Genomic DNA, 16,805 nt, shown 5'->3' on the forward strand with positions numbered 1-16,805 from the left:
TATGTAGACGCGTGTTTTAACAGCGTCGAGCCGTTTTATGTCAGGCGATCACTGGGATTGGCGCGGAGCCGCTCAAGCATTTTGCGTCGTTCTTCAAGGCGTTTGTGTTGCAGCATCAGGCGTTGTTCTGCTGTTAGTGAGAGGATCGTGCGTACACGCTCAACAATAATGCTGGGCTGAGTGGGTTTGGTAATATATTCGATGGCACCCTCTTCGATGCCCTGGAGTTGTTCAGATAAATTAACGAGGGCGCTGAGGACGAGGACGGGAATGGGGGGATTAGTCTGATGGCTATGCAGCCAGTGCAGAACGTCCCAGCCAGAAACCGGGCGCATGACCAGGTCCAGGATGATCAGGTGGGGGCGAAACTGGGGAATAAGGTTGATGGCCTCCTGCCCATTATAAGCGGCCTGCGTTGCAAAACCATTGTGCTCTAAGAAGAAACATAAAACCTGTTGAATGGCTGCCTCATCCTCGACAACCAGGATCCTGTGTTTCACTGGAGACTCGTTCTGCATCTTTCTTGCCTCTACTCTCTCCAATTTCTATTTGGTGGTGTGCTGGGTCTCGCAGCCTGCGGCTGCGAGACCCAGCACACCACCAAATAGAAAGAAGTTGCAACGAGATTAACTATTCAAGGCATAGGTTGGGCGCGAGCGACGGAGTGGGAAACGGACCTCCGCAACTGTATACTCCGCCGTCTCCCCGCTGGTTTGCTCGTCTTGTTTGGTGCTCGCGGGACGGGTGATGGTCTCGCGTCGCAGCGCAAAGCGGCCACCGAGGTCGCCAATCAGGTTCTTGATAAGGGAGAGACCCAGACCCTCGCCGCTCTCGCCTGGCTCTTCCTGCTGCTCATGCTCGGCTGATGGCCCCTTGCCGCTATCGAGTACCTGGATGGCGACATATCCATCCTCTTCCTCGAAGCCGCGAATAATGACGGTGCCGCGTGTTACTTCGGCCATGCCATGCTTAATCGCGTTAGAAACCATTTCGTTAATGACCAGGGCGAGGATGGTTACGGCCCGGGAAGGAATAACCACGGGACAGGTCTCGACCTGGAAGGAGATGCGCTTCTCGGGCGGACTAAGGTTGGCGTTAGCAACGCCCACAATCTTGCGCGCGATATCGTCGACGCGCGCCTCGCTGACATCTTCATGTGCGAGCAGGTCATGGGTGGCGGCCAGGCCTTGTACACGGTTGACGCTCTCCGCCAGAATATGGCGTACCTCGGGCGATCTGGTACGCCGGCGTTGAAGCGAGAGAATACCCGCGACCGTGGCCAGGTTATTTTTGACGCGATGATGTAACTCGCGCAGGAGCACCGATTTCAGTTCGAGTCCACGCCGGGTCTCTTCGTAGAGGCGCGCATTCTCGATGGCGATGGCGGCCTCATTGGCGAAGGTAACGACGAGCTGCATCTGCTCAGGACTGAGAAGGTGACGATGGCTACTGTAGATGCAGATACAGCCCAGCACCTTCTGCTTAACCTTAAGCGGGACACAGAGTACCGAGTGAATCTCTGATGAGAGCGTCGGGTCATCATGAATAAAGCAATGCTCGTCGGCATGGAAGCAGTCTACCGCCATGCTGGGACGCCCGGTCTGGACGGTTCGGCCGGCGCAACACTGGCCCACGCCAATCTGGAGATTGCTCGCCTGCTCGGGATTCAGCCCATAGTGTGCCAACACATGCAGGCGTCGCCGGTCGGGATCGAGCTCAAAAATACACGAGCGCTCGGCACCTGAGAGGTGCACGGCCTGCGTGGTGATAATCTGCAATACCTCTTCCAGATTGAGGGTGGAGGCGATGATATAGGAGACGCGGTGAATGGTGGCGAGTTCGTGCACCTTGCGGCGTAGCTGCTCGTCGGTCTGCTCGTAGAGACGGCCATTCTCGATATTGATGGCGATGATGCCTGCAATTACCTCGACAAAGTTCACCTCGTCGCGGGTGAACTCGCGCGGCTCGCTTGATTGCACGCTGATGACGCCGATGAGGCGTTCGGCGGTGCCAAAGAAGATGATGGGGAGCGCCATCACGCCCCGGTAGGGGGTACTGTATGAGCGGGCCTCGGTGGCGAAGTTGGGATCGCCCAGGGCGTCGTTTGAGTGCAAGGGGCGGCCCTTATCGGCGACCCATCCACTGTAGCCTTCACCTAGACGCAGAATGAAGTGCATACCACCCAGGGGACGTGGTCCATTGGTTGCACGCAAGGTCAGGACACGTTGAAGCTCATCATAGAAGAAGATGGAGCAGAGATCGACATTCAGCTCCTCAGCAATTACCTGTGCTGTGTTTTCGAGGGTCTGGTCCAGGTCCATGGCAGAGTTGCTGTAGCCATTGACCCGCTGAAGCGCGAGGAGGCGATGCTCAAGCTGCTGCGTTAAATGTGTGGTAGTCCTGGCCTGCTGTTCCACGACATGCTGGAACCCCCGTGTGAGTGCGAGGGCACTTTTATTGTGTAGTTGGTAGAGGTATCCAAGCGTGGTCACAAGTTCTTCGGGATGCTCCTGAAAGATGTGCTTGATCTCGGTGGCTGCGGCATCCACAAAACTCTGGATCTCTTGCAGTCGCGTATCGAGCTTCTCATCATAGGTGACGAGTCGGCGTCCTACCTGCTCAAAGCGCGCGGTGAGGGATGACTCATCGTGATCCTGTGTGCCGATGAGCGTCTGAAAGAGCTGCCACGCGTCGTTCTCATTTTCTCGTCCTTGATGCCCATCCCATGCGTGTTGCAGGCTCATTTTTAAGCGCGGCAAGTGAGGTGCCAGTATTTGCTCTACATTAACGCCTTGTGTCACGTTTTTATCCTAGCTTCCAACTATCCCACGGTCTCTATGGCCTGGATGTTTACTTGATCTATCACCTTTTATCAATGAGTGTATTGTAAAGGTGCTGCCTAGAGGTGTCAAGTAGACGACGAACTGAGGCCGTCGCCTCGCATAGTTCTATTGATGATTACAAATATGATGATGCTTCGTCATATCAAATGAACACTCTTTCATAAGGGGCTACGCTTTTCGAGAGGATTTATCTATGCGATGTATGAATTGTGGTTTTCCCGTTTCTCCTTCGCGCACGAGCTGCCCGCGTTGTGGCGCCGCCATAAATCAAGGGAACGATGGTAGAATGCAGGGTGGGCCGGGACCAGGAACTCCCACGCCAATGGGGAACGGTATGTATCCGCCAGCTGCGGGCGCGCCAGTTGGACAGCCTGTGCCGGGGCAGCAGTGGCAACAGGGGCCAGGGGGAGGAGCTGGCGGGGCTAATTATAACCCGCAAATGCAGCAACTCTTTGCCAACAATGGCCGCCCTGGCCCTCAACCCTATGCCTCTCCTCCAGGCTTCAATGGCCCGGCCGGTTCGATGGCCTCAACAAATGTTGCTCAGCCACGGGCCCCCCAGCGCTCGTCGCGCCTGCCTTTGACCATCGCTGGTATCAGTGTATTCATCGGCGCGATGATGTTGGTACTGGTGTTTGTTTTTGCGTCCGCGTTTTCGCAGACTTCGAATGATAATCACAAGACAACGGTGTTACCAAGCCCGACAAGTGCTCCCCAGCAGGTCGTGAGTGGCACAACCCCGACCCCAGATGCCCAGGCCACGCCAACGGACACGGCCCCAACCCCAACCCCCACTACAGATCCCGGGCAGTATCCCGCTTCTCAATATGTCAGCGACGCCCAGATGGCGCATTCGGTGGATATGCAGACTGCCAAGCCGACGGATACGGGCGATACCTTTCAGGCGGGACAGAAAATGTATGTGACCTTTGGACTGCCTGCGGGCAAGGGTGGGGCGGCCTGCTTGCAGTGGTATATTGGTGACCAGCAATTTGCTACCTATCCTATCGCGGTCAAGGCAACCTCTACCAGGACGTACTCCTATGCTATTACAGGTGGCAAGGGGCAAGGTCACGTGGAGATTTACTGGGCCTCCTCGACCGCCTGTGGCGATAAGCAACTGGCACAGAAAGTTAATTATACTGTGCAGTAGCTTTTGTAACGGCATACTACTCGGCCCGACGCTACTAAAGTACGCGTCTGCATATGATTTAACAACATGCCCGTATCATCATATGCAGACGCGTACTTTAGTAGCGTCGGACTATCACAGCTACACGTGTGCTGCATCCATGGGCGTAGCTGCCAGGAGACGCGATAGTTGTTCGTGTTCAGGGGTGCTAAGTGGTTGCAGGGGCATACGTGGCCGCCCACCATAGCCGTTAAGGATCTCCAGAGCCGCTTTCAAGCCTGGGACGCCATAGGTGGTGGTTACTGCCGTATTGGCGGGAATCAGGCGCGCCTGAAGCGCACGAGCCTCCTCCAGTTGCCCTGCCTCAAAGAGGGCCTGTACCAGGCAGACCTCGTGGGGAAAGATATTGGCCAGCGCCGCAATGGTGCCAGCAGCGCCAATCGCCAGGGAAGGTAGCAGGAAACTGGCACTCCCGGCGAAAACACAGAAGTCTATTGGGGCCTGGGCGACGATGCTGGCCATTTTGGCGACGTTGCCGCTGCTGTCCTTGAGTCCAATGATATTTGGATGCTCGGCGAGTTGGCAAATAAGGTTGACATCCATGTCGAGGCCAGCAGTGTTGGCGGGCATGTTGTAGAGCAAAATTGGTATGGGGCTGGCGTCGGCAACGGCGCGATAGTGTTTTAGTAGCGCCTGAGAATCCATGCGGCCACGAAAATAAAAGGGTGGCAGGACGAGCGCAATGGTGGCGCCGGAGTGTGCCGCGAGCTGGCAATGGGCGATGGTTGTTCGTGTTGCTTGATCGCCACAACCAACTATCAGAGGAAGCGTGTCTGTGCTTTCATCCATCATCTCGCGTGCTGTGGATACGAGTTGAGCACGCTCTTCAGAGGTCACATGGGCTGCTTCTCCGTTGCTGCCTAACAAAACATAGCCCGCGATACCGCTCTCCTGGAGGGCTCGCATATGCCTTTGCAATGTGAAGAGGTCCAGATTCTCCTGGGCGTCGAAAAAGGTGGGTAGTGGGGGATAGACACCATTTGGTAGTAAGGTCTGCACGGTACGCCTCCTGTGCTGAGGATGAGTGCGAGAAGCCACTCGGGACGATGAATCGAAAAAATAAATGTGTCAAGCGAATACTCTATGACAGTATAAAAGGCATTGTAGCATCCACAAAATTTGGCCTGGCCTGGTCCCTCATTGGTCCTGTTTGGTTCTAGCGAAGAAAACCCAGGGCTATGATGCCTACAACAACGACAAACACTATGATCGTGCTAATCCAGACGAGGCGCTGGGTCTCCAATTTTTTGCGCAGCGTGCTTACACGATGATTTTCCGCCGGGCACCACTGTGACTGCCCACAATAGGGACAGAGCGGGAAGAGCTCGTAGGGAGGGCAGCGATCATCCCTGGTGTGATGTGGTTTGCTATAGGTATATGCACCTATCTCGTAGCGAATTTGTTCGCTTTCAAAAATAGCCTTGCAGTGGCTACAGCGCAGCAATAGATATTCCTGCCAGTCGCGCACATGACATTTTGGGCAGGCCTGGGGCAGCTCTCCTTTATGACCAGAGTGGCTCCAGTGATGGTGACAGCGATGACAGTAAAACTCATCATCCGTGGGACGGCGTGGGGCATTGCCACGTAACAGCCCCTGCTCAGCCAGGGTCAGGGCCTTGTCTGACGAGAGGGTATAACTCATCTCTCCCAGATCGACCACCATTGGCTCTCCAACCCTGTAGGCAGGGAAGGCATAGTGACGCAGGCGATCTCGCCTGGCACCCGGCGAGACCTCGTGCTTATTGCCACGGGCTGCCCCTCCAGGCGTGTATGCACTTCTGGCCTGTCCTGGGATGGTTGTGGCGCCATTCCCCCGCTTGCGTTGGGCGTCATAATTCTTGCGTTCTTCCGGATTATTAAGGGCCTGATAAGCCTTCAAGAGTTCGCTCATACGCTCGTTGGCGTCCGCGCTTTTATTGCGGTCGGGGTGATATTGCAAGGCCAGCTTCTTAAAGGCTTCCTTGATCTCGGCTGGCGTAGCGCTTGGGGCCACGCCCAGAACGGCGTAATAATCTTTCTCTGACTTCATATCCTTGTCGTTAATCTCGCTGCATGCTGGTCTGCGCGGTGGCAGGCTAAACATTTATTCCTCTATTGTATAACGGCAGAAGTCCAAAATGGTTGTAAGGAGAAAACTTTTCAGCGAATCGTACCGGAGGAAAAGAAAAGAGAGGATGAGCATTTGCTCATCCTCTCGCGGATCAACCAGGGAGAGTAGGAGGTGTGCTATTTGGTGGCGATCCGATTCTGCATCTCTTCGCGCCCGCCCACAAAGTGGGAAGCGTTCTGATGCGTGTTCTCAGGCTGGACGCGCCAGATGCGCGGCAGGACAAACTCCCACTGTTCCAGCAAGCGCTGCGCGTGGCTGCTATGCGTCTTGCGCGCGTGCCAGTCGATGACGGTGCGCAAGGCATCGCTCTCCTGGGTGTCCTGTACGCGTGCGAGTTGCGCGGCTGCCAGGTTGCAGCGCGTGGGGAAGGAGCCATCCATATCGAGCACATAGGCCACCCCTGAGGACATACCAGCGGCAAAGTTGGGTCCGGTCTCACCCAGGACCACTACCATACCACCAGTCATATATTCGCAGGCATGCGCCCCTACGCCCTCGACCACCGCCAGTGCACCGCTATTGCGGACGGCGAAACGCTCGCCAGCGCGACCCGCCGCGAAGAGCTGACCGCCTGTTGCGCCATAGAGCACTGTGTTGCCGAGGATCGTGTTCTTGTGCCCTTCGTAGGCTGCCTCCGCGGGCGGGAGTATCACGATCTGGCCGCCGGTCATGCTCTTGCCAACATAATCGTTGGCCTCGCCATTGAGGATGAGACGCATGCCGGGCATGCAGAACGCGCCAAAGCTCTGGCCCGCGGCCCCATGGAAGGTACAGGTAATGCTGTTGCGCGTCAGACCCTCGTTGCCATAGCGCCGCGCGATCTCGCCTGCCAGGACAGTACCCACGGAGCGATCATAGTTGGCGATAGGATGCTGGGTGAGGATGCTGCGCTCGCCATGCAGGGCGCTCTCAACCTCCGTTAAGAGTTCCTGCTCAACGCGAGCTGGCGCGTCGTGCATACGCTTTCCGGCTTCGGAGCGTACAGGAAGTGAAACCAGGAGCGAGGTAAGATCGATGGTGGCATCGGGCGCGCTCTCTAGCAACTCGGTGTGTCCAATCAAGTCTTCGAAGCGCGCGATTCCAAGCTGAGCCATGAACTCACGGACCTCTTCGGCGACCAGGGTCAGGTAGTTGACCAGGAACTGAGGGCGCCCGGTAAACTTGGCCTTCAGATCCTCGCGCTGTGTGGCAATGCCCGCTGGACAGGTGTTGAGATGGCACTGACGCGCCATATCGCAGCCCAGAGTGACCAGGGCCGCTGTGCCAAAGCCAAACTCCTCCGCGCCCAGGAGCGCGCCAATAATCACGTCACGGCCAGTCTTGAATCCACCGTCAACGCGTACTTTGATGCGCTTACGCAGGCCGTTGCGGACGAGCACCTGTTGTGCCTCGCTTAATCCAAGCTCCCAGGGCATGCCCGCGTGCTTGATAGATTGCAGGGGCGATGCCCCAGTGCCACCATCATTGCCGCTGATGAGCACATAGTCCGCGTGACCTTTGGCGACCCCGGCGGCGATGGTGCCCACGCCCAGGCAGGAGACCAGCTTGACACCTACTTTGGCTGTTGGATTAACCTGGTGCAGGTCGTAGATGAGCTGTGCGATATCCTCAATGCTATAGATGTCGTGATGGGGTGGAGGCGAGATGAGCGAGACGCCTGGCTCGGTATGGCGTAGGCGCGCGATAAAGGGTGTGACCTTGGCAGGAGGAAGCTGTCCGCCCTCACCTGGCTTAGAACCCTGAGCCATCTTGATCTCGATCTCTTCCGCGCGTACCAGGTACTCGGTGGTGATGCCAAAGCGGGCTGAGGCCACCTGCTTGATCTTGCTGCTGACGGGATAGCCTTCCAGCGTCTCATGATACCAGGCTGGATCCTCGCCACCTTCGCCGGTGTTGTTGCGTCCGCCAATGCTATTCATTGCGGCAGCGATGGTGCGATGCGTCTCAGGGCTGAGCGCGCCCACGGACATCGCGGAGACCACGAAGCGCGCGCGAATCGACTCCATCGACTCAACCTCTGCCAGAGGGATAGGTTGGCGAGTGGTAAAGCGTAGCTGGTCGCGCAGGTTGGTCGCGGGACGCTGATAGACCATACCGGTGTACTGGCGATAATCCTCTGTCAGGCCAGTCTGAGCCGCCTTCTGGAGCGAGCGAATGATGAGCGGGTTATAGGCGTGGTACTCGGCATCGCGGCGGAAGCGGAAGCGACCCATGTCGGCCAGCTTGCGCTTCCGCACGGCTGGACCCGTCGCCGGGGCCTGCTGCTCTTCTTGGATTTTCGTGACCTGCTTGCGTATCTCTTCATTGACCTGGGCGAAGGAGACCTTGCCGTAGCGGGCCGCCGAGTCGGTAAAGCAGCGCTCAACCAGTTCAGGAGCCAGGCCCAGGATCTCAAACTGGCCCGCGCCAATGATATTGCGCAGGGTAGAGATACCCATACGGGCCATGATCTTGCACAGCCCATCCTCAATCACGTGCCGGTAGCGTGCCACGGCCTCCTCAGGGGTAACATGCTCAAGGCGGCGTTCTCCAGCCAGCGCACGTACGCTTGCCAGTGCCAGGGTGGGGACGACGGCTTCAGCGCCGTAGCCAAGCAGGACCGCGATCTGGTGTACATCGCAGACCGTACCGGTCTCGCAGATCAAGGAGACGCGTGTGCGTTGCCCATGTTTGATCAAGGCATGGTGAACCGCGCCTACTGCGATAAGCATGGGTAGGGGTGGCTGCTCTAGAGTTGCGTCCTGGTCACTCAAGACTAAGAGGGTTGCGCCATCCTCAATGGCCGCGAGCGCCTCCTGCTCCAGGCGATCCAGCGTCATCTCGACAGTGTTGTCTGGATGGGTAATATCCAGGGTGGTCTTCAGTGTTGCGGGGCGCAGGTGGCTCTGGGTGGTATCGCGTAGAATGCTCAACTGCTTCTCGTCCAGGATCGGCGAGGTGAGACGGACCAGGCGTGCGTGCTCGGGAGTCTCTGTCAGCAGGCTCTGGCGAGGACCAAGGTAACTATCCAGGGACATTACAATGCGCTCGCGGAGCGGGTCAATGGGAGGATTGGTGACCTGGGCAAAGCGCTGGCGAAAGTAATCCGAAAAGGTGCGCGAGATGGTAGAGAGCGCGGCAAGTGGGGCATCATCGCCCATGCTCCAGGTTGGCTCTTTATTCTCAGCCAGGATTGGCCTGAGCACCATTTCGACATCTTCATGCGTATAGCCAAAGAGCTGCTGATGCGTGAAGAGCGTCTCGGGATCGCTCACAACCTCTTCTGACGAGGTCGCTTCCAGTTCTGTGAGATGCAGGAGATGATCTTCCAGCCATTGGTGATAGGGCTGGCGCTGCGCCAGGTCACTCTTGACCTCGACATTATGCAGTACTTTATGCGCGACCAGGTCGGCAGCGATAATCTCACCGGGTCCCAGGCCACCCTTCTCGGCGATATTCTCTGGATCGCATGGGACCACGCCGGCCTCGGAGGCGACGATAAGCAAGCCATCGCGAGTCAGAGTGTAGCGTGCGGGACGCAGTCCATTGCGGTCCAGCGCGGCCCCCACGATGCGCCCATCACTAAAGACCAGGGCGGCGGGTCCATCCCAGGGTTCCACCAGGCCTGCGTGATACTCACACCATGCGCGCTGGGCCTCGTCAAACTCGGTGTCCTGCTCCCAGGCGGGAGGCACAAGCATCTGCGCGCTATGTAGCAGGTCACGACCAGAATGTGTCAGAAGCTCAAGCGCGTTATCAAGCTGAGCCGAGTCGCTGCCAGTGGCGGGAATGACGGGTAGAAGGTCAGCGATCTTTTCCTGCCAGAGTGGGGATGCCAGCGCCTTCTCGCGGGCCTGCATCCAGTTCCGGTTGCCCTGAATGGTATTGATCTCACCATTATGCGCGAGCAGGCGGAAGGGCTGGGCTAGCGGCCAGGAGGGCAGGGTGTTGGTACTATAACGCTGGTGAAAGACCGCCAGCGCACTCACATAGTCAGGATCAACCAGGTCCAGGTAGAAGCTCGCGAGCTGGTTGGGGGCCAGGAGGCCCTTATAGATGATGGTGTTGCGTGAGAGCGAGGCGATGTAGCAATCCTCAAGCTTTGCCTGTGCAAGACGCTGTTCTATAAGGCGCCGTGCGTGGTAAAGCGCTCGGTCATACGCTTCAAGATCAAGTTGTTCGGGACGAGAGATAATGACCTGGCTGATGGTTGGAGCCGAGGCGCGCGCGCGTGTTCCCAGGGTGGCGTAGTTGATGGGAGGCGTACGCCAGGTAAGCGCCGGTATGCCCACTTCTTGTAAGGTCTGCATAATGATCTGGTGACTGTGCTCGTAGGCCTGGGGCGCGCGTTCCTGTTGGGGTAAAAAAAACATGCCTACGGCGAGATCTTGAACAGAGGAAGGAGAGATGTGCTGCCGTTCTAGCTCGGCATAAAAAAGTGGCAGGGGAATTTGTGTCAGGATGCCTGCACCATCGCTTGTCTCGGCGTCAGCATCCTGTGCTCCACGATGGGTAAGGTGTGTAAGTGCTGTTAGAGCGGTTTGCACGAGGGCATGATCGGCCTCGCCTGAAAGCCGGGCGAGAAAACCGGTGCCGCATGCATCATGTTCCCAGCGGGGATCATAGAGCGGATAGGTCGTGTGTTGTGCGGTGTGTTTGTGCTGCATGCAGTGTCCTCCCAAATAGATAATCACGGTCTAAGAGGGTACTGGGCACCTGCGTTGGAGCCTGTGTGTAGCGACGATCAAACAGCGAGCGTCGTAGTCATTGCTGTGAAGCTGTGCATAGTTCCCTTGTAAGGGGCTGGTCTGGTTTTGTAGGCGAAGATTGAGTGCGCAAGGCTCTGACCTTGCGTATGGGCAGCACCGGAGTATGAGCAACTTAGCCCAGGGGGTAAGGCAACATCACCTTATTAGAGCAAGTATAACATAGGGCCAAGAAAGCATACAAGGGTAAGAAAAGCCTTTTCTTGTCTGGTTGGTAGAAAATAAGGAAATTGTGCCTCTGATAGGAGTATAGGGAAGAGGTTATCTGTGTCTAGGAGGGTATGGATGTGCGATGGCCGTGGCGAACGCCACGGCCATCGCACATCCATACCCTCCTAGACGGGTGTTGTCAGCATCTCCTGGTAGACGTCATAGGTCTGTTTCGCGATCTGTTCCTGTGTATAGTTCTCAAGCACGCGCTGGCGACCGCGTTTGGCGAGATCTTTGTAGAGGGCGGGATCATCCAGGAGCTTGCGCACACAGGCGCTTAGCGCATCGGCGTCACCCTCCTTAAAGACCAGGCCAGCATCACCGAGTACCAGGGGAATCTCGCCTGAGCTAGAGCCAATAACCGGAGTTTCGCAGGCCATAGCCTCAATCAGGACGCGGCCAAACTGTTCCGCCCAGTTGGGGCGGCTCAGCGAGGGGAGGACATGAACGTCGATCTCCTGCATCGCGCGGGGAATTTCATAGCTGGGTAGGCTCCCCTTGAAGGTGACACGCTCGGCAACGCCCAATTCGGCAGCCTGCTTCTCCAGGACTTCGCGCATGGGGCCGACCCCGACAAAGACGACCTGGCAGTAGTCAGGAAGTTTGGGGAGGGCCTCAATCAAGGTAGGCAGGCCTTTGGGCTCGACCAGGCGCCCCACATAGCCAAGGAGGAAGGGTTCGCTTGCTTTGTGCTCTCGTGGAGGCAGCGTACGCTGGTAGATGCTTGGGTCAATGCCAAACTGGCGAATGACATGCAGGCTGCCCTTGTAGCCCTTACGTCGCAAGACATCGGCGGCATCCTGGTTCCCCGCCAGGGCCGTGGTGGCGTGCTTATAGTTGTAAAGCTCCATCTGGCGGAAAGGGAGGGGATATTCGCGGTAGAGGTTCTGGAAGGCGAAGAAGAGGGGGCGCGCCTTATGCTTGACCGCCAGCCGTGTGGCGTGATAGGTGGCGAAGTTGTATGGTTCCTCGTCGATGTGGACGATATCGGGCCGCACCTCGCGCATAATCTTGCCCAGCTCTGGATAATAGTGCAGGTGGTAGCGACCATTGAAGCGCATGGGTGTCTCGATTATGCGATAGCCGCTAGTGTAGAGCCGCTCAAGGGTTAGCTTGCTACCATCATCATGAAGCCAGTAGGGAGGCGTTACCAGGATCAGCTCGACGCCTGGGCATTTCGCCAGCTCCTCAAGCTTTTTCTGTGAGGTCCCCACAACGAGGGCCTTTGAGATCATCAGTACACGCATATATCTTTTCTCTTTTTTGTTTGCTAGGTAGGGACTGCTCGCCACTGTGTGGCTCACAGGGTAGGAGTATATGGACAGTTGCATGTCATGCCGAAGGCATGACATGCAACTGTCCATATACTCCTACCTTATTGTTTAAGGTGAGTGCGTTTGTAGGCCTGCTCGTAGACGTTGAGCGTCTGCGTCGCTGTCGTGTGCCAGCTAAAGATTTTGGCGCGTTCAAGCGAGCGGGCGCTAAGGTTGGCGTGAAGGGTTTCATCAGTAAGGACGCGGTACATGGCATCTACAAACTCACTCAGATTGTCTGGATCGATCAGGAGCGCGGCATCGCCCACCACCTCGGGCAGCGAGGTGCGATTGGAACATACCACCGGGGCGCCACAGCCCATGGCCTCCAGGGGATCGAGTCCAAAGCCCTCGTAGAGCGAGGGGAAGGCAAAGAGTCTGGCCCCGCTATAGATAGTAGGCTTATCTTCATCTTCGACAAAGCGGCAGATGACCTGCTTCTCGATCCCCAGCTCGCGGGCCACGGGACGTGGATCGGGGAAGAAAGGTCCGCTCTGTTTATCGGGATTACCGGAGATGAAGAGCTGTAAATCGGGATCCCCCAGTCGCTTATAGAGTTGCGCGAAGGCTCGCACCAGTTGCGGAACGTTCTTACGCTGGTCGATTCCCCCCAGGTAGAAGATATAGCGCTCGTTGAGGCCATAGCGTGCCCTGGCCCGAGCCAGCACTTCGGGATCACGAATGGGCTGGAACTGCTCGCCAGCAGCCTGGTAAATGACGTGAATGCGCTCCTCCGGTATTTTGAGTACCTCAATAATGTCTTGCCGGGCATGCTGGGAGATCGTAATCACCTCGGTCGCGTTATGCGCGGCCCTGGCGGCCAGATTCATATACGCCTGGACCTTCTTGTTGGGCAGGTAGGCCGGGAGGCGCAAGGGAATGACGTCATGAATAGTGACAACCGTAGGCACGCGTGGCAGGAGCGGAGGCGCGAAATAGGGGACATGCATCACATCGACCCTGGCTTTGCGCGCCGCGGTCGGAGCCGTCACCTGCTCCCAAAAGATTTTGCGCAGGTTCTCGTTGCGCTGCGCGAAGACTGGCACAGGTTGCACAACATAGGGATAGGATGAAGTCGTATTGCTGGCTGGCTGAGGCCCGAAAAGGACGTATTCATTTTGACGATCGATGGCGCTGAGCGCATCGAGCAGGTGGAACATATATTGTCCAGTCCCGGACGCGGGATGCTGGTAGAAAAGCGCGTTTATACCTATTTTCATGAAAGGGCGTCCTCGTCTGAGAAATTGGTTTTCCCCTCATAGAGGCGTTGATATACTGAGAGCATTTTACGGGCTGATTGCTCCCAGGTAAACTTTTGGGCCTGCGCATAGCCCTTCTGGCGTAGGTCATTGCGTAACTGTTCGTCACCGCTCAGGCGTGCGATGGCATGTGCAAGTTCATCGATATTATGGGGATCGACGAGGAGCGCGGCATCACCCGCGACCTCAGGAAGGGAGGAGATATTGGAGGTGATGACAGGCGCGCCACAGGCCATGGCCTCGATCGGCGGGATGCCAAAGCCCTCGAAGAACGAGGGAAAGGCGAAGATCTGCGCCATGCTATACAGGTGTACCAGCTCCAGGTCGCTCACACGGCCCAGGAAGCGCACGCGCTTCTCTAGTTTGAGTTGCTGCACCAGTTCGCGTGTCTCGTCGTAGAGCCAGCCTTTTCCGCCTGCAATGACCAGCATCGCGGGGGCCTTCTTCTGCTGGTAGAGCTGATAATACGCCTTGATCAGGCCCAGGTGATTCTTGCGTGGCTCCAGGGTTCCCACGGCCAGCAGAAAGGGGGGTTTCAGGCCAAACTTATTGCGCGTGGACTCAAGCAGCACAGGATCGGTGACGCGCTTAAAGTAGCTGCCAACGCCGTTAGGAATCACGGTCAACCTTTCGCGCGGGGCCTGAAAATGTTTGATGAGTGTACGACTGACCTCGTGCGAGACCGTAGCGATGACATCCGCCTCCTCCAGAGCCTCGGGAACAACTTTTTTTAAGTAGGCAGCCAGCGAAGGAGCGGCGTATTCGGGGTGCTCAAGAAAGGCTACATCATGAATGGTGACGACCTTGCGCGTCTTCTTGGGAAGTGGTGGTAGCACAAAGTCCGGGCCATGATAAATATCTGCGGCGCCTGTAAAGAGGGTCGCGGTGAGTGGCACGCGCCAGCGATACCAGAGAATATTGAGATAGCGGTCCGGGATGAGCACGCTGCGTCCACGCACTCGCTCTCCCTCTGGGAATGGTTGCTCCTGTGTTGGGCGCCCACTGGTCAAAAGTGTGTACGCGTTGGTGGTGTCCTGGTCAAGCATCGCGTCCACCAGGCGACGGACATAGGTGCCAATGCCTGCCCCTTGCCTGATGGCCGCGGTATAGTCAATTGCAATACGCATGAACAATTCCTTTATCTTGGAGGAAAGGGTGGCCAACCCATTGGCTTGCCGCCAAGCAGGTGGAAATGCAGGTGAAGTACGGATTGTCCTGCATGAGGGCCTACATTGGTGACGAAGCGGTAGCCATCCTCCAACTTGCGCTCGTGGGCTATCTGTTTAGCGACAGTAAAGATCTGGGCCAGGACCGGACCATCGTCTGGCTCAATGTCGCTCATTGAGGCGATATGACGCGTGGGAATGACCAGGAGATGTACGGGGGCCTGGGGATGAATATCTTCAAAGGCGACGACATGATCATCCTGGTACACAATTTTGCTCGGTATCTCGCCCGTGACAATTTTACAGAAGAGACAATTCTCCATCAAACTTATCAACCTTTCAACGTGGCACAAGGCACGCATCTACCTAGTGGCACGACGCTGCTAACCCCCATTCGGGGGCAAGCGCACGCGTCTACATATCATGGATCACTAGACAGTACTATTCTCTATGAGTATACGCGCTATAGGCTACCCGTGGCACGCTTGTAGCAAGCGAGAGGGGGTTGCCTGCTGGCTTCCTCCTCTCGGGACCGCGTTCGCGGTAGTCGCGCACAGAATAACTCTGGTTGTTTGCTAGTTTGTCGTCTGTTCGGGGGCCTCTGTTGGGACAGGGGCTTCCGCCGAGGCGGCTAGCTTTTCCTCCTCGGAGGGAGTGGAAGCTGATGTGGTGCCCTCAGGCTGTTGGGTTGCGCCTGTCTTTTGTTGCCCATTAGCTGGCTGATGGTGACTCGCGTTAAAGTCGCCATGCAGTGAGGGATCGTTATACTGCGGCAGGTTCATCTCCAGGCGAATGGCTTTAATGGCCTGGTATACGACGCCTGGCTTGACCGAGAGCTTCTCCGCAAGGATTTTATGGACGCCAACGGGGGGAATGGGGAGCAGCGGCAGATAGGCCTCTTTGATGCGCTCCAGCTCTTCATTGCTCCCTTTATAAGTCTGTACCTCCCACCAGCTCGGCATATGCTGCCGGTCGCGCAGGTCCTTTATAATTTTCTTGACCGCTTTTTTGGGGATACCTACCTCGGTGGCGATCTGGGTGCGGATACCATCATATTCCGAGGGTTTCGCGAGCTCTAGATAGCGCTGCTCAACCTTCTCCACCTGTTCGGTCGAAGGCTCAAAGGGCTGTGGTGGTGGAATCTTTTCGCGTTTGGGCTTAGCGATTGCCGCTGTGGGGCGTCCAGGCTTGCCTCTGGGAGGGCGATTGGGCATGGGACGACCCTGTCCTGGTCGCTCGGGTCGGGGACCACGTCCCGCGCCGTTGTCATAGGGAGGACGTGGGCGCTGGCCATAGGGGCCTGGCTGGCTCTGATCGCCGCCCTGGCGATAGCCGCCGCCTGGACTACGATTATACCCGCCTTCGCGCGGACCGCCACCTTGATACCCTTCGCGGTAACCGCCTGGGCCACGATTATACCCGCCTTCGCGGTAACCACCGGGACCACGGCTATATCCACCCTCGCGCGAACCACCTTCACGATAGCCTCTCGGTCCACGCTGGCCGCCTTCATGATAACCTCCAGGTCCACGCTGACCATATCCACGCTCGCCGTGATGTGCCTCGCCTGGCCCGTGCTCTTGCGGATGCGCTCCAGGAGCAGATGGGGGCGATAGTGGTGCGTTAAAGCCATTTGGCTGTTGTGTATGTTGTGTCTCGCGTGGTCCAGAGGGTGGCTGTGGTTTGGGGCGTGCTGGCTGGTCGGGCTCTGCGACCTTAATATCATCCAGGGCATCAAACCAATGACTGGTACCACTTTGCTCAGGCTTAGCTTTCGGTTTGGGTGGTGGTGTCTGACGTGTTGTGCCTGGGCCAACAGGCCTATTAGCTGGTGCGGACGGCGCATTTTTCGCCGCTAATTTTTCTTTCCTGGCCTTCTGCGTGCAATCGGGGCAAGTTACTTCTTTAGCATTTGCCGACTGAAACCACTTGCCGCAGGTGATGCATCGCATCTTAATTTTGCTCAT

The 16,805-nt window shown here is 57.0% G+C and carries 11 protein-coding genes; 1 reads left to right on the top strand and 10 read right to left on the bottom strand.

The window, feature by feature from the left end:
* Positions 1-35: 35 nt before the first annotated feature.
* Both JMJ04_RS13905 and JMJ04_RS13910 read right to left on the bottom strand, forming a co-directional pair.
* Positions 36-500, bottom strand: a complete 465-nt coding sequence (locus JMJ04_RS13905) for a response regulator transcription factor (RefSeq protein WP_201371068.1) — start codon at positions 498-500, stop codon at positions 36-38.
* Between the two features lie 126 nt (positions 501-626).
* Positions 627-2,801, bottom strand: a complete 2,175-nt coding sequence (locus JMJ04_RS13910) for a sensor histidine kinase (RefSeq protein WP_201371069.1) — start codon at positions 2,799-2,801, stop codon at positions 627-629.
* Positions 2,802-3,129: 328 nt separating this feature from the next.
* On the opposite strand from JMJ04_RS13910, the gene JMJ04_RS13915 reads away from it, so the two are divergent.
* Positions 3,130-3,996, top strand: a complete 867-nt coding sequence (locus tag JMJ04_RS13915; protein ID WP_201371070.1) for a hypothetical protein — start codon at positions 3,130-3,132, stop codon at positions 3,994-3,996.
* 120 nt (positions 3,997-4,116) lie between these two features.
* On the opposite strand, the gene JMJ04_RS13920 is transcribed toward JMJ04_RS13915, so the two are convergent.
* From JMJ04_RS13920 to JMJ04_RS13955, 8 genes are all read right to left on the bottom strand, one after another.
* Positions 4,117-5,034, bottom strand: coding sequence for a dihydrodipicolinate synthase family protein (locus JMJ04_RS13920; RefSeq protein ID WP_201371071.1), 918 nt, complete (start codon positions 5,032-5,034; stop codon positions 4,117-4,119).
* Positions 5,035-5,191: 157 nt separating this feature from the next.
* Entirely contained in the window at positions 5,192-6,118 is a 927-nt protein-coding gene (locus JMJ04_RS13925; protein ID WP_201371072.1) for a DnaJ domain-containing protein, read from the bottom strand.
* Between the two features lie 143 nt (positions 6,119-6,261).
* On the bottom strand, positions 6,262-10,791 hold the full coding sequence (gene gltB / locus JMJ04_RS13930; protein WP_201371073.1) for a glutamate synthase large subunit: 4,530 nt from the start codon (positions 10,789-10,791) through the stop codon (positions 6,262-6,264).
* A gap of 434 nt (positions 10,792-11,225) precedes the next feature.
* Positions 11,226-12,347 carry a glycosyltransferase family 4 protein gene (locus tag JMJ04_RS13935; protein ID WP_201371074.1) on the bottom strand — a complete coding sequence of 374 codons (1,122 nt, stop codon included), beginning with the start codon at positions 12,345-12,347 and terminating at the stop codon, positions 11,226-11,228.
* 128 nt (positions 12,348-12,475) lie between these two features.
* Positions 12,476-13,633: a glycosyltransferase family 4 protein gene (locus tag JMJ04_RS13940; RefSeq protein ID WP_201371075.1), complete on the bottom strand. Its 1,158-nt coding sequence runs from the start codon at positions 13,631-13,633 to the stop codon at positions 12,476-12,478.
* Positions 13,630-14,799 carry a glycosyltransferase family 4 protein gene (locus tag JMJ04_RS13945; protein ID WP_201371076.1) on the bottom strand — a complete coding sequence of 390 codons (1,170 nt, stop codon included), beginning with the start codon at positions 14,797-14,799 and terminating at the stop codon, positions 13,630-13,632. Before JMJ04_RS13945 ends, JMJ04_RS13940 begins: the two co-directional genes overlap by 4 nt.
* A gap of 11 nt (positions 14,800-14,810) precedes the next feature.
* Positions 14,811-15,161 (bottom strand): histidine triad nucleotide-binding protein, encoded by a 351-nt coding sequence (locus JMJ04_RS13950; protein WP_201371077.1) that lies wholly within the window; start codon positions 15,159-15,161, stop codon positions 14,811-14,813.
* 252 nt (positions 15,162-15,413) lie between these two features.
* Positions 15,414-16,805 (bottom strand): hypothetical protein, encoded by a 1,392-nt coding sequence (locus JMJ04_RS13955; protein WP_201371078.1) that lies wholly within the window; start codon positions 16,803-16,805, stop codon positions 15,414-15,416.

Origin of the sequence: Ktedonobacter robiniae (assembly GCF_016587375.1) — a bacterium.
Classification (GTDB): Bacteria; Chloroflexota; Ktedonobacteria; order Ktedonobacterales; family Ktedonobacteraceae; genus Ktedonobacter; species Ktedonobacter robiniae.